Here is a 21336-nt window from a genome sequence, read left to right as displayed (position 1 = left end):
CAGCGCCGATCCTCTGAACGCGGTAGCGTCACAGGTCGCGGACTTCCCAGGCCCTCAGCCCCTCGTAGGAGAAACCAACAACACAGGTGACGCGATGGTGTGCTGAATGACGCTGGTGGCCGGGACGACCCGGTACGTAGAAGATCGGCAGGCCATTGACATCGATCCAGCCCTTTGTCGGCCCCACGTACTGGCCTACTCGGCCCTCGACACGGGACAACAGAGCCGCATGCTTGAAGAAGTCACGGTTGCTGTCCCATTCGCCCAGGCGTGACTGATGGACAAGTCCGCTGATGCCCACGCCTGATCCGAGCCACTCGAAGCTCCTGGTGCGATCGGTGCGGTATTGAGCGCGCCTCCTGCACTCCTCCATGTAGCGTTCGGCCTCACCGCGGGCAACGGGTGACGAGGACTCGAAGTACTTAAGGACGTGGAGCACGTATAGGTAGTAACTCGACTCAAGCGAGGGGTTGTCCAGGTGCCACGTCGAGAACTGTCCGATTAGTTCGTCGACTGATGGAGGGTTGGGCACATGGCGTGCAGCCCTGATCCAAAGCCGCATGGTCCGGTCATCGCCGGCCTGCTCCCGGAGGTTCTCGCGTAGCAGCGCCTCAATGGTCCGCATGTCCTTGGGCTTGAGGCCATGCCACTGGCCCGCCGCCTTCTTCAGATAGACCCAAACCAGACTCCGGCGCACGGAGGGACTGTCAACATCGGCCCGTCCGAGCAGGCTCCGATAACGCTGCACAGCCTCCTCGTGATTGCCGTACAGCTCATCCAGCTGTGCTCGGCACCTGACGGCGAATTTGCTCGGTTGTTCGGCTGTCCGCAGTTGTGCCACCTGCGCCAGCAGGTCCTCGGACCGCTCCAAGGCGGTGTCGACGAGATACTCGCCGGTGTAAGTGAACGCCAGTCGATTGTTGCCATCGCCCTGCTGGCGTGCGTATTCGGCCAGACGCAGCAGCATCTGCACCTCGCTGATGTAGCCGTGCTCATTGTCCCTGCGCAGCTCTCGACAGGTGCTGAACGCCTCGCTCGCGACCTCGGCAGATCGAACCACTGGGCCGAGAGCGGTCTTTCGACTCATCAGGTCGTAGACCTCCTGGCGGTGGATCATGCCCTTCATGTGGTAAACGACGGAGTCGCTGTTGGAGAGCTCCAGCGCCCGGTCGATACTGCTTTTCGCCCGTGCGAGATCGTGCATGCGTACTGCCTGGTAACGGGCCAGGTGAGCATGCAGGTGGGACTCCGAAGGGAAGAGCAGCGTCAGTTGTTCCAGCAAGCGCACCGCCGAATTAGGCAGGCTGATGTCCTCTATCAGCTGCGAGAACGACCGGGAAGCGGCCTGTTCCGTCCCCATAAGTTCTCGGCTGTCCCGGTAGATGAAGATCCGCTCGATGAGGTCGAGCTCAGTGTCTCCCACCACACCGGCGCCACCGTGGCACAGCCAGGCGAAACTTATCGCCGCATCGGCGATCCCCGCCCTCCAGTTGCTTCTGGTCTGCAACCCGGCGCCCAACAACTGGCTGAGCACCTCTTCCGCGAACAGTGCGTGAGCCATACGCCATACACCGGGCTCCTCCTGCACCAGCAGATCCAATACCTGGTCCGGCAGCAGGGATCCCAGTGAGACCGGTCGAGTGGCCGGGACTTGGAGCATTTCCGCGAAGAGCTGGGCCGGCATGCCCTTCTGCCCGTAGTGATGAGCCAACGCGATGTGCTGCAACACCTCGCGGTGAGCGGACTCCAGGCCGTCGAGCCGAGTCATCACGTACCGATCCAGCCCGAGGAAATCCCGGCCGTACGCAGCGAGACCGAAGTGGAAGGGGACCCGCGCACGTTGGTTTCCGCTGCGCCGCACCTTGCCCAGTTCGATGGATCGGTCGGGGCGGGCCTGGGTGTATTCCTCCAGGAACCGATCGGCTTCTTGATCAAGCAAGAAGCCGGGGAGCTGCACGACACGTTGGTCATCGATCACGGATGCGACGCGGCGTAGCACCTGGAGAACAACCGCACTGGCCTGACGATTCTGGAGCGAGTCGTACAGGTCGCTCATCAGACGCTCAGGAACCCGGCTGCTTTCGGCGAGCACGAGCACACGTCGCTGAGTCACATGTCCCAGTCGCATGATGCGCTCGGCATTGTCCTCCGCCCACTTGTTCGCTACGTGCTGTGCGGAGGGATTGCCCAGCAGGACAACACAGGGATAGAGGTGGTGAAGGTCCCAGAGCACGCGGCGAGCTACCGTCGTCCCTCCTGCGCCGGATGGGTGATAAAGGTTCACCCGCACCGGTCGGCCACCGCGGTCGAGTTCCCTGGCGACCTTGGCATGGAGGCTGGCGGTCTTGCTTCTGTCTACGTCGGCTCTACGGCTGAGTGCATACCAGCTGATCTCACTGCCTTGGAGGAAACCACGCCTGTCGTCGTCTGATTCCTCGCTTGGAGGGTCCAGGTACAGGACCTCCAGTTCCTCTTCGATCCAGGGAGCGTCGGCAGCGTCGAGCGCCACGGGAGCCCCTGAAACGCTGGGAAGGGTACGTTGCGGTCCATCGGAGGCGCTCGTCTCTGGCTCGAGGCGGGCGAGGCCCGAACAGAGCTGCTGCAGAGTGATGGGAATGACATCGGCCTCGAACGGGCCAGCGACTTGCTCGTACGCTGCAGCCTCGTCCGTGGCGATCACGACGTCCAGGGCTTCGCCGCTGCTCCCCGCCAAGTCGCTGAGCAGCGAGTGCAGGACCTGGATCTCCGAGGTGTCGTATCCGAGGATCAGACAGGTCACGGGTGCGGGGTGCAGCGACGCGGCCAGTTGCGCGAGGTGACGGCTCAGGTCTCGGCCGTACCGGGCCGACCACTTCCGAAAGGTGAGGGGTGTTGGAGGCTCGCTTCCCGTGGCCAGGCCCTTGGCAAAGATCCATTGCGACGCGTTACGCCCGCCTAGAGCCATCGTCTCGTCTGAAGGAAGAACCCGATAGAGACTTCTGACGAGGGACATCTCCTTTTCGAGTTCCCCCATCAGGCCGCCCTGCTCACTCAGCGGGTCGAGGTCGAGGACTGCCGACCACGGAGGTGCGGCCAGACCGCGCAGCGTCGCAAGGCCGGATGCGTCAATGCGCGGGGCGACGAGAATGAAGCGACGGGCATCGCTGAAGCGCTGGACACGTTCGAGGAAGCGTTCCCAGGAATCTTCAAGGGGAGCGTCGCCACCGCGCAGAGGCTCAGGGGTGCCACCGTTCATCCACTGCACGATCCACCGAAGCGTCTCACCGGTTGCCACGGCGTTGCTGCTGCCCCTGCGGTAGTACGTGACACCGTGCACGAGCGTTGCCGGGCCCAGGTGCTCATTGAGCTTGTTGCGCCATTCGCGGCGGACGTGGAAGGGCCCGCGGCGGTCAGGCGGGATGGTCAGAACCGCGTACAACGTCCCGCCGAGCTGAACGGGCTCCAAGTTGAAACGGGGCGTCGGCTCAATCGCAGATGCCAGCAACTGCTGCCAGTCGGCGTCGTCAGGCACGCTGCCCACTCCGAGAAGGTCGAACTGCCCGTTGCCCTGGTCCTTGACGCCGAAGACGATGTGTGCATCCTCTTCCCTTGGCGTGTTGGCCATGCTGATCACATCAATGACGAGATCGGCCTTGCCCTTGAGGGTAGACGTGTCATGCAGCTTGGTCTTGTAGTCGTGGCACTCGCCCTCGGCCCGTCGAAGGAGCACGTGCAGTTCGTCCGGAGTCACCTAACCCCCGCCCTTTGTGGCACCAGATGGGGAACGCAGGCGTTCCCCATAACCCCGCGCATACATGTTGCGGGAGTCTACCTAGACAACTCGCAGTCTACTTGGCGCTCCTGACATAGCGTCGAAGATGCTTGCCGATGGTATTGGCCGAACGCTGACGGCATGTTGATAGCTTGCAGCGAAAGAGACCGTCATGTCGATCGATCGCGCCTATCGGGAGCCGCCGATCCCAACGGGGCGCGCCCCCAGGGAGCTGCCGGAAAATAACTTGGGTTCGGGGGAGACCTGCTCGCGAAGGACGCCGTACCTCTGAGGATCCCCGACGGTGCGCGGCTCCGTCGTGCACCGTCGCGTACGGACACCCGTGATCAACGGGTTCTGGCCAACGCCCGAGTGGTGCGGCATTCCTCGCCCCGAGTCGCGCCTCCGGAGTGGTGATGGCTTCGCTCATCCCTGAAGGCGCAATCCGGGGGCTGCTGTCTCCTCCGGCCGAGGCTCGCGTCGCCACGAAAAAGTGGCCGGTTAAGCGGCCGCATGTCAGGATCAGTCCGTGCCTGTTTTCCTGAACGCAGTCGGGGGTTCGAGACGCCCTGCCGTGCCAGCCCCTAGGATGCGGCGGGTCGCGTTCGTCGCGGTGCTGAGCCTAAAAGGGCAGCTTGCCTTGGTGGCTGACGAACTTCCTGGAGGTCATCCCCAATGGGTGCTTCCTTCAGGATCCGTCCGAGCCGCGGAGTCCTACCGTGAGGCGGCAGCTCGCGTGCTGCGCGACGTGGTCGGCGCACTGCCGGTGCGCGGGGGCGCCGTCGAGGGATGCCGTTGGGCTCAGGTCCCTGTTCCAGTGGGCAGGAGCCGTCGAGAGGCGCACGTGTTTATCTTTCGTCTCGCTGTGGCTGGCGATCCACCGGAGCATCTGCCTTGGAAGGGAGTCACACGCTGGGCGGAGCCTGAGGAATGGCCGGAGTTGTGTACACGATGTGATCTGCCGGACGCGGATGTGCTGCTGACGGGATATCTGGAGGGGTGGATCCCGGACGGGCGGATCACATTGGGGCCTTGAGCCCCGGCACCTCGGCACCGTCTGTCACTCTGCCCTGGCGATCGTGGCGGCGGTCTCCTGCAGGGCCGTAGCAACCGCTGGCATGTCCTGTTCACGCAGGCGCACGGCGGGTGCGTACACGGAGATCGCGGCGAGCGGTTCCCCGATGCGGTTGCGGATGGCCACGCCTACGCCGTGCAGGTCGTGTGCACTTTCCTCGAGGTCTGCCGCCCATCCCCGGACTCTGACTTCCTCCAACTCCACCTCAAGCAGCGGCCATTCAGTGATGCTTCCTGCCGCCGTGGCAGGTAGCGCGGCCGGCAGTGTCGCGCGTACATCTGCCGGGTCGCGCAGTGCGAGCAGGGCCTTGCCCGCCGCGGTGACGTGGGCGGGGAGCTCCTGTCCGAGCGGAACACTGACGCGCAGGACATGCCGGCACTCGATTCCGTCGAGTAGTCGGACGACGGCCGCATCCAGGGAGTACAGGCACACCGTCTCCTGCAGCTTCTCGGAGAGCTCCTCCAGGGGCCTGCGCGCCTGTCGTCGGACGTCCAGCTGGGCGATCGCGGCCAGTCCCATGCGTACGAGCTGCGGCCCCGCTGAGTATCCGTGCTGGCCAGCATCGTGGCGGAGGAAACCCGTGCGCTGCAGGGTGACCAGGATGCGGTGTGCGGTGGAACGTGAGATACCAAGCTCCCGGGCAGTTTCGGTAACACCGACTTCCCCCCGGTCATACGCCAGGACTAGAACATCCAGGGCCTTCGTCACCGACGCCAAGGCCTCTGTCGCCGACAGATGCTTGCCATCCACCATGAAGAAACCGTAACGCTCAAACGTTCCCGGAGACCGGGAGCTTCGACAGAATCCACACGTCAGAATTCCGCGATGGCACGTCTCACGGTTCCGGTGCGGCATTGCACGAACCCGGCTAGCCAACTCTGCACCAAGACAGGTCGAGTCCTGCGATAACCCCGACCGGACTTGCCGTGCTTGAGCGCACTGTTGACCGTTTGATAGTGCCTCACAGGAACTGCGTGCGTGCCACAGTGTGCCGTCCCTACACTGGCAGCGACCTTCCTTAGGAGTTCGCTATGGCGGGATACCGGACCAGCGCACCTGCGTCAGACAAGGGTGTCTACATCGGCCAGGCCCGGCATGCCGTGAAGGAGCTGATCACTTCACTGCGCGGCGAGTTGGCGACATTGGAGGCTGTGTACGCGATGATGTGCCAGGGCGCCGAATCCACCGATGTCCGCGAAGAGCCGCCGGTCACTGGCGAGGACGCGGAAACCGCCCAGGCTTCCCGGGAGAGTCCGTCTGAAGTTTCTGTCGCCGACGAGGATCCTTCGTCCGAAGATGCGCGCCCGGGGATTGGCACTCGGACCCTGGGGCCACCGCGTAACGGAAGCATGCGCGATGCGATCCTCACACTCCTGTGCGCTGCTCAAGAGGCAATGTCCATCACCGATATCGCGGCGGCGGTGCGCCCGGGAGCGGACGCGACGGTCCGATCATCCGTAGGAAAAACCCTCAACCGCATGAAGCAACTTGGTGAGGTGGAAAACGTAGCACCGGGAATGTTCCGGGCCGTGCTGTCATCCCGGGCTGCTTGATCCACCCGAGAACGACCCTAACTCAACCAGCAGGCCTCCCTCGATTAGCGGTCGAGGGAGGCCGCCAAACACGCGAACGGACGCTTCTCCTAGCAGGGTTCCGGTCCGTCGCGCACGTTCACTCTAGCGCTCCCATGGGTGGCGCTATAGGGCGTCTACGCCATTCCGTACTTGAGCGTGCACGACTGACCTCAAATTGGCAATTGGGGATCAGTCATGAGCACATTGGGTCGCATTCGATCCGGGCCAGAGCGCCAGGCCCAGGGCGCGCTCCAGTCGGCAGACCGTCAGCACATCCGGCCAGGTGGCGCCCGCCAGCAGATCGCCGATGGTCTGTCTGCCGACGTTGCTCTGGGCGGCCAGGGCACGCAGCGAGAGCTCCGGCCTCTCACGCAGGGCGGCGGCGAGGCGGCGGGCAATCGTCTGGACCACCGCCGCGGCGGGCTCCCCGGCGATCCGGGCATCCGGCCACTCCTCCGGATCGACGGCGTAGCTCCATGGCGGCGCCGTGCGCGCTCGGCCTCCGGTCATAAAGATGCGTTCCTTCAGATCGTGATCGACACTGACACCAGTGGCCGGTTAACCGGCCACCTGTCATGGGCCTTGCGCCTGGAGGTCGCTGTGTCGAATCGCCTGGTGGCCTACACACCGAAGGCGGAGACGGTGCCACCCGCCCAGTGGCGCCGCATCGCTCCGGTCGTCCGCTCGCTGGGATTCATGGCCGTCGCAGCGGGGCCCTACGGCCCAGACGTGGTCATGACGCCGCTCGCACGGCTGGTCGCCTGGGTCGAGGCCCAGGGCCTCCCGCTCGACCCCTCGGTGATCCTTGACCAGAGCACCGTCGAACGCTTCATCCTCGTCGGCTGCCGCGACATGGCCGCCAACAGCCGCCGAACCTGCAGCAGCCAGCTGCGCCGGGCCTCCGAAGCGCTCTTGTTGGACCAGCTCGGACAGCATCCGCCGATCCGGCTGAAGGCCACCGCCGCCCCAGTAGCCCCCTACCCGCCAGCGGAAATCGCCTACTGGCTGATCTGGGCGCAGAGCCTGCCCACCTCGGCCCAACGGCGCAACGCCTGCCTGCTGTTCTGTCTCGGCGTCGGTTGCGGGCTCGCCGTTGAGGATCTTGTGTACGTTCAGGGGCGGGACATCCTGGCGGGCCCTACCGGCCGGGCACTGGTGAAGGTGCACGGGCGCCGTCCGCGCACTGTCGTATGCCGGTACGCCTACGAGGAACTTTTGCTGGCGGAAGCCGCCCACATCCCGGCAGACGCGTACGCCTTCCGGCCGGACTGGCAGGACCGCACCAGCAAGCACATCGCATCGGACTGGCTGGCCAGGTACCCGCGGATCATCGGCCGTTGTGACGGTGCAGTGCTGCAGACCCAGCGGCTGCGCACGACCTGGCTCGTCGATCTGCTGAATGCAGGTATTCCGCTGAAGGTGATCCTCAAAGCGTCCGGACTCGGGACCCTGCACAGCCTCTCGCGCTACCTCGTCTTCCTCCACGACGTGCCCGAAGCGGAGGCATCCGATCTGTTGCGGGGGGCGGCGGCATGAGCAGGAAGAACCCGGAAGACAAACCCTGCCGGCGTACCGGCCTCGCTTTACGCCCTGCACCGCAGGCCCCCGGCCGTACCCTCAGCGACCGCGTTGTGAGGCAGGTCTTCGACCTCGTGCGCCACAGCGGAGTACTGGAACGCCTTCCCTCCAACGAGCACCGGCCAGGCCCGAAGGGCTTCCAGTTCCGCACAGTGCTGATCGGCCTGATCCTGTCGCAGTACATGGGCAAGAGCGCGAACATCAACGACGCATGGGAGACGCTCTTCTTCGCCTTGTCTCCAGGGTCCAAAGCCCTCCTTGACGTCCCCGACGTCGACCTGCACGTCCGCGAGGGCGCAACCCGAGAAGAAATCGACAGCGTCGCGCACCACCAGTACGCGACGTCGAAGCGCGTCTACCGGTCCTGGGCCTCGATGACCCGGCGCCTCGACCCTGCACCGCACGACCGCCGCAAGAGGCTGTCGCTCAGCGAGGCCAAGAAGATCCGCCGGAAGTGGAATGCCCGCGACAACCAGGACACCGTGCGCAACCTGGAGGCCATCGCCCAGGATCTGATCCTCGCTCCGGTGATGGCTTCCTACCGGCGCGGCGACTTCGCTCAGTGGCCTGGCCACATCGCGGTCGACGACACTCCGGTTCCGGTCTGGGGCAAAGAGCCGGACTACCACCAGGACCGGGCCTCGCTTGAGATCACCGCCGGGATGTACGTGAAGGGAGGAACGCAGAAGAAGTCGCCCAGCGGCAAAGCTGCGGCCTCCACGAACACTGGCACCCGGCGCGGCACGGCAAGCAAGCCAGTGCCTCGCAAGACCAAGTCTGCACGGGAGAAGAAGGCCAAGGCGCCGGAGAAGAGAGAGTTCCGCTACGCCATGATGGCCGCTTTCCCAGGCCATGGCCATGGCGACCTCGCTGGCGCCTACCCCGCGGTCTGCCTCGGCATGATCCTTCACACCCCGGGCACCGAACCCGGCCCGGCCGCCCTGCGCGCCATCCAGCCGGCCTTCGAACGAGGCCTGGTCAAAGACCTGTTCTGCGCCGACCGGGGCATCACCCAGGCCAAGCCTCACAACCTGCATCTGCAGCTGCTCAAACTCGGCCTCAACTCGGTGAAGCACTACAACGACGACAAGGTCGACCGGCAGGGAGAGTTCCGCGGCATGCAGCTGGTCGGCGGCGAGTTCTACTGCCCGCTCATGCCCACCCCGCTCGTCACTGCAGGCGCCACATACATCGACAGCCGCACTGACGAGGACCGCGCCCACGCACTCGACCTGATCCAGTCCCGGAAGGACTACCAGACCAAGATCAAGGAATACGGGCCCGCTGGGGACCAGCGTCGACAGTGCCCCGCCCTCGGGCCGCACGCCACGGTCACCTGCTACCGCCGGCCCCAGCCACGCCCATCTACCGTCGTCGACCTCGACGCCCCCACTGTCCGTACCCCGGCAGCCCTGCCCACCATCCCCAGGCCCAAGCGGGACAGCCCCGTCTACCCCGACATCTGCAGGGGGAAGAGCATCACCGTCCCGGGCACCGTGTTGGCTAAGTGGCGGCAGAAATACCCCCTGTTCACCCCTCTGTGGCAGGAAGCCTGGTCCGGACTGCGCAGTCAGAACGAGGGCGGCAACGGCAACCTCAAGAAGTCCGCCCTCGATAGCATCGACAATCCCCAGCTCCGCCTGCCGCACGGACGCGTCGCACAGACCCTGCTCAATGCCGTCATCATCTTCGTGGCGAACCTCAGAGCCATCCGACGGTTCCTCCGCGACCAGGGCATCCAGCCCCGCAAAGCCAGCACGCAGAGCGCCGCAACCCAACCCGGTGAGTCCTCCGACTCGCCTCAGGCGCGACCGCTTCCGACTGAGCAGGTCGAGCCTCCGCCACGCGAGTGACACGCCTCCGCCGCGCTCCACCCCCTGAAAACCCCACATGCCTGCGCCACGGCTACCAGCCGTCGCGCAGGCATGTCCTGTTTCCGCAGGTGAGAGGCGCAGTACCTGGACCGCCACCGCCTCACCCCCTCATCGAGCCGATCACGAGGCTTGGGGCCCCAGAAACGACGAAATACCGGTGAGTCACATGACTCGACCGGTAATTCGTGAACGCTTCGGGACGATCTCGTGAACGTCCCTGTGGTGTCCGAGGGGGGACTTGAACCCCCACGCCCGATAAAGGGCACTAGCACCTCAAGCTAGCGCGTCTGCCATTCCGCCACCCGGACAAGGTGTCTGCCGCCTTGTGTGCGAGGGGCTTCCCCGCGGCGACACAGAGAACATTACCAGGGTTTCGGAGTGCCCCGATCACACCCCCACCTCGGCGCTTCCCCTGTGAACGGCACGTGACGAGCGGTGCCCGCCCTTGGGTCCCGACGCCGGGGGAGAGAGGATGAGAGGGATCCCAGGAAGAGAGGAACAAGCGTGAGCGAGCCGAGCACGGGCAGGGCGGTCTCCGGACAGGACGAGGTCGTCGACCTCTGCCGCGAACTGATCCAGATCGACACCAGCAACTACGGCGACCACTCGGGCCCCGGCGAGCGCAAGGCCGCCGAGTGGGTCGCGGAGAAGCTCGCCGAAGTGGGCCTCGAACCGAAGATCTTCGAGTCGCACCCCGGCCGCGCCTCCACCGTGGCCCGTATCGAGGGCGAGGACCCGTCGCGGCCCGCGCTCCTCATCCACGGCCACACCGACGTCGTCCCGGCCAACGCCGCGGACTGGACCCACCACCCCTTCTCCGGCGAGATCGCCGACGGGTGCGTGTGGGGCCGCGGCGCCGTCGACATGAAGGACATGGACGCGATGACCCTCGCGGTCGTCCGCGACCGGCTGCGCACCGGCCGCAAGCCCCCGCGCGACATCGTCCTCGCCTTCCTCGCCGACGAGGAGGCCGGCGGCACCTGGGGCGCGCGCCACCTCGTCGACAACCACCGGGACCTCTTCGACGGCGTCACCGAGGCGATCAGCGAGGTCGGCGGCTTCTCCTTCACCGTTAACGAGCAGCGCCGGCTCTACCTCATCCAGACCGCCGAGAAGGGCATGCACTGGATGAAGCTGAGCGTGGCCGGCACCGCCGGGCACGGCTCGATGATCCACCGGGACAACGCCATCACCGAGCTGTCCGAGGCCGTCGCCCGGCTCGGCCGCCACCAGTTCCCGGTCCGCGTCACCAAGACGCTGCGCCACTTCCTCGACGAACTCGGCGACGCGCTCGGCACCGAGCTCGACCCCGAGGACATGCAGGAGACGATCGCCAAGCTGGGCGGCATCGCCAAGCTGATCGGCGCGACCCTGAGCAACACCGCGAACCCGACGCAGCTCGGCGCCGGGTACAAGGTCAACGTCATCCCCGGCGAGGCGACCGCGCACGTCGACGGGCGCTTCCTGCCGGGGTACGAGGACGAGTTCCTCGCCGACCTCGACCGGCTCCTCGGCCCGAACGTCCGGCGCGAGGACGTGCACGCCGACAAGGCCGTCGAGACCACCTTCGACGGCGCGCTCGTCGAGGCCATGCAGACCTCGATCGCCGCCGAGGACCCGATCGGCAAGGCCATCCCGTACATGCTCTCCGGCGGCACCGACGCCAAGTCCTTCGTCGAGCTGGGCATCCGCAACTTCGGCTTCGCCCCGCTGCAGCTGCCGCCCGAGCTGGACTTCGCCGGCATGTTCCACGGTGTCGACGAGCGCGTCCCGGTGGACGGCCTGAAGTTCGGTGTGCGGGTGCTCGACCGCTTCATCGACGCGTCCTGAGCCGACCGGCGGCGTCAACCTGGCGACAGCCCGGTAATTCGGCCGTTCGTGCGTACTGGGCTGAAAAGAGTGAAAGGAACCATAGGCTCGTAGCCCCATCACTTTCTCCTCGTTACAGGGAGTGCAGTCCGCGGCTGGGACTGCATTGCCAACAAGGAGGAATAATGATCAAGAAGGTCGTCGCTGCTGCGGCTGCCACTGGTGGTCTCGTTCTCGCGGGTGCGGGCATGGCCGTCGCCGACTCCGGTGCCCAGGGTGCTGCCGTGCACTCCCCCGGCGTGCTCTCGGGCAACGTCATCCAGGCGCCCATCCACATTCCGGTGAACGTCTGCGGCAACACGGTCTCCGTGATCGGGCTGCTGAACCCCGCCTTCGGCAACACCTGCGTCAACAGCTGACGTTGTTGAGCCTCACCCCTTGAGGGTCTGAGTCCGTCGGCCCCGGAGTGCGCGCCATGCACTCCGGGGCCGACGGGCATTCGGGGACCCGGGGCACATCAGTTCCCCGGCCCACTCAGGTGAAGTGCAGTGCTTCGAGCGCTGAGAGTGCTAAGGCAGGGAAACCTATGCGACAGGTCACGCGCAAGGGCCTGACCATCGTGGCGGCCGCGACCGGCGTGCTCGCCGTCACCGGCGGCTACGCGCACGCCGACTCGGGTGCGAACGGAAGCGCGTCGGGCTCGCCCGGCGTCGCCTCCGGCAACAATGTGCAGGTGCCGGTCGAGGTCCCGGTCAACGTCTGCGGCAACACCGTGAACGTCATCGGGCTGCTCAACCCGGCGATGGGCAACAAGTGCGCCAACCACACCTCCCACGACAGCGGCTACGGCGGCGAGAGCGGCGGCGGCCACCACCAGCCGCCCGGCGGCGGGTCGCACGCCGGCGGCCACACCGGTGGCTCGCCGGGCATCGGCTCGGGCAACCACGTCGAGGTACCGGTGGAAGTGCCGGTCAACGTGTGCGGGAACTCCATCGGAATCGTCTCGGTCGGCAACCCCACCACGGGCGACGACTGCGCCAACCCGGGCGGTGAGCAGGCGACGCCGCCGTCCACGCCGCCGACCACCCCCGGGCAGCCCCACCACCCGGGCAAGCCGGGTACGCCGGGTGAGGCCGTCAAGCCCGTGACGCGGGCGCTGCACCCGACCGCGAGCAGGCCCAACCAGCCGGAGACGCAGAGCGTCGCCCAGCCCAAGGCCGAATCCCAGCTCGCCATGACCGGCAGCTCGCTGCCCGTCGGCGCGACGGGCGCCCTCGCCGCGGGCGCGCTGCTCGGCGGCGCGGTGCTCTACCGCCGGTCCCGGACCGGCGCCTAGAGCCTTTCCACAGGGCAGGCAGCGGCCACGGAGCGGGCCCCGCATCGGCGGGGCCCGCTCCGTTTTCGGCCGGGACCCGTCGGGATCAGGTCACCATGTGGCCCGCACCTGGCGGATGATCCGCCGCCGCAGACGCACCCGGCGACTGCCGTCGCGGTGCAGGCTCAATCGGTCCAACTCCCAGTGTCCGTACTCTGCATGGTCCGTCAGCAGGCGCGTCGCATCCTTGCGGGAGACCCCGCGCGGCACGTACACGTCGACAAATTCGTATTCCGGCATCGCATCTATTGTGCGGGCACGGGCCCGGTACGGATAGCGTCTGCACTATGTCTGATGCTGCGCAGCCCACCGCTGCCGAGGTACGCACCGCCGCAGAGGCGGTCAAGGCTGCGCTCGACCGTCACCTGGCGGCTGTCGAGCGCAGGTCGGGAGAGGACGACCCGGCCGTCTACGAAGCGTTCAACGAGCTCGCCGTCGCGGCCGAGGAGTACGACGAACTCCTCTACGACCGCTACGACGAGGTCACCCCCTTCGAGATCCCCAGCGGCGACGACTCGCTGCCGCCGTACACCGGACCGGAGGAGCCGAACGCGCTGAGCGTGCTGATCCGACGCGACTACGCCGTGGTCGAGCCGCAGCGTCTTCTCGCCCAGGCGGGCCGGGTCGCCGACCTCGAGGCGGGTCCCGATCCGGACAGCGCGGGCGGCAGTGTCCATGCCGCGCTCGGCGTGCTCTTCGGAGAGTTCGAGCCGGACGAGATCGCCTCCCGGCACAAGGAGTTCGGTCTGGAGGAGGGCGACTCGACGCTCTGGGTCGCGGCCGCCGACGAGCCGGCCGAGCCGGGGGAGTGGCTGGAGGCCCCGTTCGACCAGGCGGATCCGCAGCGGGTGGTCTGCCGCTTCGACGTCAGCTCGGTCTTCGACGACGAACTCGACCCCGACGACGACACCGTCACCGCAGAACCCTTGGAAGACGCCGACCACTGACACCCCCGCCGCCCCGGCTGACACCCGCCCCGCCTTGGGCAGTCTGCAGCCTGGGGCGGCAGGGTGGGCAAGGCGGCACCCCGGCGCGGGGCAGGCGCCTCGATCGGCGGGCACCGCGGCCCGGAGCGGACACCCGCGGCGGGGCGAGCGCTCCCGGGAGACGCCCGCCCCGCCGCGGCCCGCGCTAAGCGCCCGGCACCTGCGCCCGGACCAACCGCTGCAACCGGGTCGTCCGCGGCTTGCCCGCGACCTCCGCGACGGCCCGGGCCAACGCGGCATCCACCCCGTGCACCACGGACAGATGCCGCTCCCCGCGCCCGAACGCCGTGTACACCCAGGGCCGGCTCAAACCCGCCGCCGCGTCCCCGGGCAGCACCACGACCGCGGCCCCCCACCGCAGCCCCGCGGCCTGGTGCCCGGTCACCGCCCACCCGTGCCGCACAGCCCGCTCCACCTGCTCCTTCGGTACGAGCACGGGCTCCCCGTCACACACGAGCCGCAGCCCCTCGGCATCGGCCCCGACCACCCGCCCGGGCCTGATCCGCCCCGGACCGGTGACCTGCACGACCCGGTCCCCGGGGTCGAACCCCCCGAACCGCCCGGGCCCCGGATTCAGCCGCTCCTTCAGCGCCGCGTTCAGCGCCCGCGTCCCCGCCGCGCCCGCATGTCCCGGAGTGATCACCTGGGTCTCCTCGGCGGGCACCCCGATGGCCCGCGGCACCGAGTCGGCGACGAGCTGCACGGTGCGGTGGACCGCCTCGGCGCCGTCCCGCACCGGCACGATCACGACCTCCTTGCCGGGCGCCTCCACCTGGTTCAGCTCACCGATGCCGATGCCCGAGACCAGCTCGCCGATCGGCCCGAAGTCCGGCGTCCGGGAGGCCGGGCGCGGGCAGATCCCGGCGGCCAGCAGATCCGCGAAGACCCGCCCGGGCCCCGCCGACCAGAGCACTCCCGGATCACCGCTGAGCACCAGACAGGTGCCGTCGGCCAGCAGCTCCACGAGCATCGCGGCCGCGTCCACGTCCAGCTGCGGCGCGTCCAGGACGACCAGGAGATCGACCGCGAGCGCGCCGTCGGCGTCCCGGCCGGGGCCCTGCGTCTGGGTGAGCAGCCCCTCGACGGTGGCCGTCGCCGACTCCGGCGCGTCGTCGCCGAGCAGCGCGGCGGCCCGGCGGCGCCCGTCCGCGCTGTGGGCGGCCACGCACACCCGCAGCCCGAGACCGGCCGCCGCCGAGGCCAGCGCGGCGGGCTCGGCGCGGGCGGCCTCGCCGCCGGTGTGCAGCACCAGCCGGTGCGCGGCGGCGGCCCGGATCAGCTCGGCCGCCGTACCGGAAGCGGCGGCGGCCGCCGCCTCCCAGTCGGCACCGGCGGAGTCGCCGTCCTTGGGCGCGGAGTTGATGATCCGGGCGAGGCCGTCGGCGAGGCTCTCCTCGGCGAGCGCGTACCGCTCGAGCCCGACGAGGATCCGCACCGGCCGCTCGGCCTCCTCCTCGCCGTCCTCCGCCGGTTCGGGCGCGGGCGCGTCCTCGACGGGGTCCTGGAACAGGATCGCGTCGCCCTCCGCGGCGGCGCTCTGCACGGCCTCCTCCGGATCGGGCACCCCGCGCTTGCCGAGCGCGTCGAGGAGCACCGGCAGATCCAGGACCGTGTGCCCGGCGACCGCCGCCTGTTCGAGCAGCCACACGGTGACCGCGCGGCCGCGCCGCTCGTCCTCGGGGCCGCACTCGGCGCCGAGCAGCGCCCGCGCGAAGCCGTCGGCCTGCTCCGGGCGCACCCCGCTCACCCGCAGCAGCTGCCAGGGATCCTCACGCAGCAGGTCCTCGGCGCCCTCGCCGAGCGCCGTGGCGGCCGCCGCCGCGAGCGTGTCGGGCGCCCCGCCCTCGACGAGCACGGCGCGCACGGCGGCCACCGTGTCGGCGTCGGGCCCGGCGTCCACGGTCGGCGCGGGGGGCGCGGCGGGTGTTCTGGGCCGCTGCTCGGGAGCGGCGGCGGACGGGCGCGGCGCGGGCTCCGGGTCCGGCTTCGCGAACACGGTGGTGGCCGGCTTCTCGCCGCTCTCCACGGCACGTACGGCGGCGAGCAGATCGGCGGCCGTGCCGCTGAGCTTCGTACCGGCGGCGATGGGGCCTTCCTTGGCGGCCTTGCGCTCCGCGATGCGCTCCCGCAGCTCCCGCTGCGCGGCCAGCTCGGCCTCGGCCTCGGACGGCTGGGCCGCGGCCTCCTCGGTGCCGGCCGTCTCGGTCCCGTCCGCGGCCGCTCCGGTCGCCTCGACCGCCTCGACGGATGCCTCCGTGTCCGGCCCGGCGTCGGGGCCCGGCCCTGACTCGTTCTCCGCGGCAGCGGACTCCGTACTCACAACGTGCTCCAGTCCTGATCGGGATAGCGGTGCACGGGCGCCGACACGTCGTCGAGCGCCTGGCAGATCTCGTCAGGAAGACTAAGGGCCTCCACTGACAATGCCGCCGTGAGCTGCTGGGCGTTGCGCGCGCCGATGATCGGCGCGGTCACGCCTGGCCGGTCCCTGACCCAGGCCAGGGCGACCTGGAGCGGGGTCACGGCGAGCCCGTCCGCCGCTATGGAGACCGCGTCCACGATGTGCCCCGCGGCCTCGTCCAGGTACGGGGCGACGAAGGGCGCCATGTGGTCGGAGCCGCCGCGCGAGTCCGCCGGGGTGCCGCCCCGGTACTTCCCGGTCAGCACCCCGCGCCCGAGCGGCGACGACGGCAGCAGCCCGATGCCCAGGTCCAGGGCGGCCGGCAGCACCTCCCGCTCCACGCCGCGCTGCAACAGCGAGTACTCCATCTGCGTACTGGCGATACGGGTCCGGGTGCCCGGCGCCGCGAGCTGCCAGGTGCCCGCCTTGGCCAGCTGCCACCCGCAGAAGTTGGACACCCCCGCATAGCGCGCCCGCCCGCTGCTGACAGCGATGTCGAGGGCCTGGAGGGTCTCCTCGAGCGGGGTGTCGGTGTCGTAGGCGTGAATCTGCCAGAGGTCGACGTAGTCGGTGGCGAGCCGGGCGAGCGAGGCGTCGAGCGCGGCGAGCAGATGGCCGCGCGAGCCGTCGAAGCGCCGGTCCGGGTCGGGCACACTGCCCGCCTTGGTGGAGATGACCAGGTCGCGGCGGGGGACCAGGCCCTCGACGAGGCGGCCGAGCAGATACTCGGACTCGCCGTCCCCGTACACGTCGGCCGTGTCGACGAGCGAGCCGCCCGCCTCCCAGAAGGTCTTCAACAGGTCGGCGGCGTCGTGCTCGTCCGTGTCACGGCCCCACGTCAGGGTGCCGAGCCCGATCCGGGACACACGCAGGCCGGTACGGCCGAGATGCCTCTGCTCCATGGGCGCTGAGAGTACTGGCCGAAGGTCAGGATGGGGGGCCCGGCGCATATCTGTCGTGGCACCCGTCGCGCTAGGGTGCCCGGGAAGAGACGTTACCGATGGGTAATCCAACGGTTCCCGCACGCGGTTAAGGGGATGTGGTCAATGAAGCTCGGCATCAATCTCGGGTACTGGGGCCTGGGGATGGACACCGACAACCTCGCCGTCGCCAAGGAGGCCGACCGGCTCGGCTACGCGGTCTGCTGGGCGGCCGAGGCGTACGGCTCCGACACCGTGACCGTGCTCAGCTACGTCGCCGCGCAGACCGAGCGCATCGACGTCGGCTCGGCCATCATGCAGATCCCGGCCCGCCAGCCCACCATGACGGCGATGACCGCCTCGACCCTGGACACGCTCTCCGGCGGCCGCTTCCGGCTCGGCCTCGGCGTCTCCGGGCCGCAGGTCTCCGAGGGCTGGTACGGCGTGAAGTTCGACAAGCCGCTGGCCCGCACGCGCGAGTACGTCGACATCATGCGCAAGGCCATGAGCCGCGAGCGGGTCTCCTACGAGGGCGCGCACTGGACCCTGCCGCTGCCGGACGGGCCGGGCAAGTCCCTGAAGCTCACCGTGCACCCCAAGCGCGAGCACATCCCGCTCTACATCGCCGCGATCGGCCCGAAGAACCTGGAGCAGACCGGCGAGATCGCCGACGGCGCCCTGCTGATCTTCCCGTCCGCCGAGCACCTGGAGGACACCGCGATCTCGTACCTGCGCGCGGGCCGGGAGAAGGCCGGCCGGACGATGGAGGGCTTCGACGTCTGCCCGACCGTGCCGATCGCCGTGGGCCCGGAGAGCGGGGACAAGGACATCTCCGCGCTCGCCGACCAGTTCCGTCCCTACACCGCGCTCTACGTCGGCGGCATGGGCAGCGCCAAGCAGAACTTCTACAACCAGCTCGCGCAGCGCATGGGGTACGAGAAGGAGGCCGCCGAGATCCAGGAGAAGTACCTGTCCGGCGACAAGGACGGCGCCGCCGCGGCCATCCCGCAGAAGCTCATCGACTCCACCACGCTGCTCGGCTCGGTGGACCGGATCGCGGACCGGATGCGGCAGTACGCCGAGGCCGGTGTCACCACCCTGACGCTGTCCCCGGCCGGCTTCACGCTGGACGAGCGGCTGGCCTCGCTGCGCGCCGGCGTCGAGGCGGTGGAGCGCGCCGGACTGGCGTAGGCAGCAGCGGGACGGCGGAGTCTTCCGCGGCCGTGGTGGGGGCTCGGGGGGTCTTCCCCGCCACGGCCGTCACGGAGCACAACGCGCCGGCGGGTCCATGGTTACGCCTCCCATCCCGCCACGGATCCTCCTTTCGGCCGAGTTGTCGGTCGTTCCTGTTGCCTGCCACCACCTCCCGCATTTGACTCGGTTTTTGCGAGCCATGGGGCCGCGGACCGCGCGTGGAGGCACGGAGGTACCCGGATGCTGTCGGCCAAGAGCCTGTTCCAGGAGATTCTCGACAACGACGATTCGTTCCGGCTGTTCTGCTCCATCGCCGCCGGCGGCGAGGCGCAGGGCGGCTGGGAGAACGGCCGGATCGCCGCCCTCGTCCCGGAGAGCGAGCGGGCCCTCGCGCCGAAGATCGCCCGGCACGGCGCCGACGAGGACAAGCACGGGCGGATCTTCAACGCCCTGCTGAAGAAGCGCGGTCTGACCCCGGTGCCGGTCCCGGACGAGACCGACTACACGATGCTCCTGGAGCGGCACGGCATCGGGCTGTCGCACGAGCGACTGGAGCGCGAGGAGCCGCTGTCCGTACGGGACATCGTCACGTACCTCGCCCACAGCCGCGTCACCGAACAGCGCGCCTCCGAGCAGATGAAGCTGCTGCGCAAGCACTTCGCCGGCCACCCCGACATCGGCCGCGCGGTCAAGATGATCTCCAACGACGAGGACAACCACCTCGCCTACTGCCACGAGGAACTGCTGCGCCTCGCCCACGCGGGCCACGGCCGCACCATCCAGCGCGTCCTGCGGGAGTGTGCCCTCGCCGAGATCGCCGTCTACCGCGACGTGAGCCTCGCCGTCATGGACCACATGGGCCGCGTTCTCGGCTGGTCCGCCCCGAAGGCCGGGGTGCTCGCCGCCGGTATCCGCGCCGTGTACGCGTACGAGCGGCTCGGCGGCTGGCGGCGGATGGTCTCCCTGTCGATGCCGCGGCGGCGCGACGCCCTCGGCGGTCCCGCGACCACCTCCGTCGAGTTCGCGTGAGCGGCACGCTCACAGCCAGCCGCGCCGCTTGAACATCCGGTACAGCACCGTCTCCAGGACGGCCATCAGCACGATCACCGCCGGATACGACCACATCCAGTGCAGCTCGGGCATGTGGTCGAAGTTCATGCCGTAGATGCCCGCGATCATCGTGGGCACCGCGGCCATCGCCGCCCACGCCGAGATCTTCCGCATGTCGTCGTTCTGCCGCACGCCCATCTGCGCCAGGTGCGCGGACAGGATGTCCGTCACCAGCCGGTCCAGGCCGTCCACGGACTCGTTGACCCTCGTGAGGTGGTCGTGCACGTCACGGAAGAACGGCCGCGCGTCCTCGGCGACGAACGGCACGGCCGTGGGGAACGGGCCGATCCCCGCGAGCCGGGCCATCGGCAGCGCCAGCGGGCCGGTGGCCCGGCGGAACTCCAGGATCTGCCGCTTGAAGGCGTAGATCCGCGACGCCGTGTCCCGGGAGCCGCCGCCGTCCGGCGAGAAGACCTCGGCCTCCAGCTCCTCCAGGTCGGTCTGCAACTCGGTCGCGACGTCCAGGTAGTGGTCGACCGTGGCGTCCGCGACCGCGTACAGCACCGCGGTCGGACCGTGCCGCAGGAAGGCGGGCTCGTGCTCCAGACGCTGCCGTACGGTCGTCAGGGGCGTCCCCTCGCCGTGCCGCACGGTCACCACGAACGAGTCGCCCAGGAACAGCATCACCTCGCCCGAGGACACCTTGTCGCTCTCCGGCTCGTACACGACCGGCTTGAGGACCACGAACAGCGAGTCGTCGTAGACCTCCAGCTTCGGCCGCTGATGCGCCTTCAGGGCGTCCTCGACGGCCAGCGGGTGCAGCCCGAACTCCTCGGTCACCGTGTCGAACTCGGCCTCCGTGGCCTCGTGCAGCCCGATCCACATGAAGGCGTCGTCGGAGGCCCGCGCCGCCTCGAGCGCGTCGGACAGATCCTTAGGATCCTCCGGGCCCTCGACGCGGCGCCCCTCCCGGTAGACGGCACAGTCGACGATCATGACGGCCATTCTTCCCAGAGGGTTCGCCGACCGCACATCCGCGTGCGTTTAGGCTGGCGGACATGCCCACGCTGATCCTCGTCCGCCACGGACGTTCCACCGCCAACACCGCGGGTCTGCTCGCCGGGTGGACGCCCGGCGTGGCCCTCGACGAGCGCGGCAGCGCGCAGGCCGCCACGCTGCCCGAGCGCCTGAAGGACCTGCCGCTCGCGGAGATCGTCAGCAGCCCGCTCCAGCGCTGCCGGGAGACCGTCGCCCCGCTGCTCGCCGCGCGGCCCGGACTCACCGTGCACACCGACGACCGGATCGGCGAGTGCGACTACGGCGACTGGTCGGGCCGCAAGCTGGCCGAACTCGCCGACGAACCGCTCATGCAGGTCGTCCAGCAGCACCCGACCGCCGCCGCCTTCCCCGGCGGCGAGTCCATGCGGCAGATGCAGCACCGGGCGGCGGAGGCGGTGCGGGAGTGGAACGCGCGCGTGGAGCGCGAGCACGGCGCGGACGCCGTGTACGTCATGTGCTCGCACGGCGACATCATCAAGTCCCTCGTGGCGGACGCTCTCGGGCTGCATCTCGACCTCTTTCAGCGGATCTCTGTGGAACCGTGTTCCATCACAGCGATCCGTTACACCCGCCTGCGCCCCTTTCTCGTACGCCTCGGAGACACCGGCGACTTCGGCTCGCTCGCCCCGCGCGAGCAGCCTCAGGGGCCCGATGCGCCCGTCGGGGGCGGCGCTGGCGCACCGTGATCGTCCG

General features: G+C 68.8%; 18 protein-coding genes and 1 tRNA gene. 11 read left to right on the top strand and 8 right to left on the bottom strand.

Translation table 11 applies throughout. The annotated features are described in order from the left end of the window. Positions 1-28: 28 nt before the first annotated feature. A complete protein-coding gene (locus tag ABII15_RS07860) occupies positions 29-3730 on the bottom strand; it encodes an ATP-binding protein (RefSeq protein ID WP_353941547.1) in 3702 nt (1233 codons plus the stop codon). A gap of 610 nt (positions 3731-4340) precedes the next feature. Between ABII15_RS07860 and ABII15_RS07855 the strand changes: the two genes are divergently transcribed. Beyond that, a complete protein-coding gene (locus ABII15_RS07855; protein WP_353941546.1) occupies positions 4341-4787 on the top strand; it encodes an NUDIX hydrolase in 447 nt (148 codons plus the stop codon). A gap of 24 nt (positions 4788-4811) precedes the next feature. On the opposite strand, the gene ABII15_RS07850 is transcribed toward ABII15_RS07855, so the two are convergent. Next, complete coding sequence (locus ABII15_RS07850) at positions 4812-5579, bottom strand: IclR family transcriptional regulator (RefSeq protein ID WP_353941545.1); 768 nt, start codon at positions 5577-5579, stop codon at positions 4812-4814. Between the two features lie 278 nt (positions 5580-5857). Here ABII15_RS07850 and ABII15_RS07845 point away from each other — a divergent pair, with 278 nt between their 5' ends. After that, positions 5858-6379 (top strand): hypothetical protein, encoded by a 522-nt coding sequence (locus tag ABII15_RS07845; RefSeq protein ID WP_353941544.1) that lies wholly within the window; start codon positions 5858-5860, stop codon positions 6377-6379. A gap of 210 nt (positions 6380-6589) precedes the next feature. Here the strand turns inward: ABII15_RS07845 and ABII15_RS07840 are convergent, their stop codons facing one another. Next, positions 6590-6910, bottom strand: coding sequence for a helix-turn-helix transcriptional regulator (locus ABII15_RS07840; RefSeq protein WP_079259476.1), 321 nt, complete (start codon positions 6908-6910; stop codon positions 6590-6592). Between the two features lie 21 nt (positions 6911-6931). On the opposite strand from ABII15_RS07840, the gene ABII15_RS07835 reads away from it, so the two are divergent. Together ABII15_RS07835 and ABII15_RS07830 are read left to right on the top strand one after the other, a co-directional pair. Continuing rightward, positions 6932-7936: a hypothetical protein gene (locus tag ABII15_RS07835; protein WP_353941543.1), complete on the top strand. Its 1005-nt coding sequence runs from the start codon at positions 6932-6934 to the stop codon at positions 7934-7936. After that, a complete protein-coding gene (locus ABII15_RS07830) occupies positions 7933-9831 on the top strand; it encodes a hypothetical protein (RefSeq protein ID WP_353941542.1) in 1899 nt (632 codons plus the stop codon). Before ABII15_RS07835 ends, ABII15_RS07830 begins: the two co-directional genes overlap by 4 nt. A 241-nt stretch (positions 9832-10072) precedes the next feature. Here the strand turns inward: ABII15_RS07830 and ABII15_RS07825 are convergent. Then, positions 10073-10160, bottom strand: a tRNA-Leu gene (locus ABII15_RS07825). Positions 10161-10356: 196 nt separating this feature from the next. On the opposite strand from ABII15_RS07825, the gene ABII15_RS07820 reads away from it, so the two are divergent. The 3 genes from ABII15_RS07820 (at position 10357) to ABII15_RS07810 (ending at position 12997) form a co-directional block, all read left to right on the top strand. Then, positions 10357-11682 (top strand): M20/M25/M40 family metallo-hydrolase, encoded by a 1326-nt coding sequence (locus tag ABII15_RS07820; RefSeq protein ID WP_353941541.1) that lies wholly within the window; start codon positions 10357-10359, stop codon positions 11680-11682. Between the two features lie 164 nt (positions 11683-11846). After that, a complete protein-coding gene (gene chpH / locus ABII15_RS07815) occupies positions 11847-12080 on the top strand; it encodes a chaplin ChpH (protein ID WP_111666223.1) in 234 nt (77 codons plus the stop codon). Positions 12081-12247: 167 nt separating this feature from the next. Next, the gene (locus ABII15_RS07810) at positions 12248-12997 is read left to right on the top strand and encodes a chaplin (protein ID WP_353941540.1); all 750 of its coding nucleotides are present in this window, start codon (positions 12248-12250) and stop codon (positions 12995-12997) included. A 90-nt stretch (positions 12998-13087) separates the two neighbouring features. Here ABII15_RS07810 and ABII15_RS07805 read toward each other — a convergent pair whose 3' ends face one another. Continuing rightward, entirely contained in the window at positions 13088-13276 is a 189-nt protein-coding gene (locus tag ABII15_RS07805; protein ID WP_030907692.1) for a DUF5703 family protein, read from the bottom strand. Positions 13277-13323: 47 nt separating this feature from the next. On the opposite strand from ABII15_RS07805, the gene ABII15_RS07800 reads away from it, so the two are divergent. Next, the gene (locus tag ABII15_RS07800) at positions 13324-13983 is read left to right on the top strand and encodes a hypothetical protein (protein ID WP_353941539.1); all 660 of its coding nucleotides are present in this window, start codon (positions 13324-13326) and stop codon (positions 13981-13983) included. A 184-nt stretch (positions 13984-14167) separates the two neighbouring features. Here ABII15_RS07800 and ABII15_RS07795 read toward each other — a convergent pair whose 3' ends face one another. Together ABII15_RS07795 and ABII15_RS07790 are read right to left on the bottom strand one after the other, a co-directional pair. Further along, the gene (locus tag ABII15_RS07795; protein ID WP_353941538.1) at positions 14168-16342 is read right to left on the bottom strand and encodes a helix-hairpin-helix domain-containing protein; all 2175 of its coding nucleotides are present in this window, start codon (positions 16340-16342) and stop codon (positions 14168-14170) included. Next, on the bottom strand, positions 16339-17322 hold the full coding sequence (locus tag ABII15_RS07790; protein ID WP_353941537.1) for an aldo/keto reductase: 984 nt from the start codon (positions 17320-17322) through the stop codon (positions 16339-16341). The genes ABII15_RS07795 and ABII15_RS07790 overlap by 4 nt, the downstream gene beginning before the upstream one ends. 144 nt (positions 17323-17466) lie before the next feature. Between ABII15_RS07790 and ABII15_RS07785 the strand changes: the two genes are divergently transcribed. Further along, positions 17467-18531: an LLM class F420-dependent oxidoreductase gene (locus tag ABII15_RS07785; RefSeq protein ID WP_353941536.1), complete on the top strand. Its 1065-nt coding sequence runs from the start codon at positions 17467-17469 to the stop codon at positions 18529-18531. A gap of 243 nt (positions 18532-18774) precedes the next feature. Then, positions 18775-19563, top strand: coding sequence for a ferritin-like domain-containing protein (locus tag ABII15_RS07780; RefSeq protein WP_353941535.1), 789 nt, complete (start codon positions 18775-18777; stop codon positions 19561-19563). A 9-nt stretch (positions 19564-19572) separates the two neighbouring features. Here ABII15_RS07780 and corA read toward each other — a convergent pair whose 3' ends face one another. After that, positions 19573-20580, bottom strand: a complete 1008-nt coding sequence (gene corA / locus ABII15_RS07775) for a magnesium/cobalt transporter CorA (RefSeq protein ID WP_353941534.1) — start codon at positions 20578-20580, stop codon at positions 19573-19575. Between the two features lie 62 nt (positions 20581-20642). Here corA and ABII15_RS07770 point away from each other — a divergent pair, with 62 nt between their 5' ends. Beyond that, on the top strand, positions 20643-21329 hold the full coding sequence (locus ABII15_RS07770) for a histidine phosphatase family protein (protein WP_353941533.1): 687 nt from the start codon (positions 20643-20645) through the stop codon (positions 21327-21329). Positions 21330-21336: the final 7 nt, after the last annotated feature.

This window comes from Streptomyces sp. HUAS MG91 (assembly GCF_040529335.1).
GTDB classification, from domain to species: Bacteria; Actinomycetota; Actinomycetes; order Streptomycetales; family Streptomycetaceae; genus Streptomyces; species Streptomyces tabacisoli.
The sequence above is the reverse complement of the archived record's forward strand: the minus strand, read 5'-3'. Positions and strand labels throughout refer to the sequence as shown.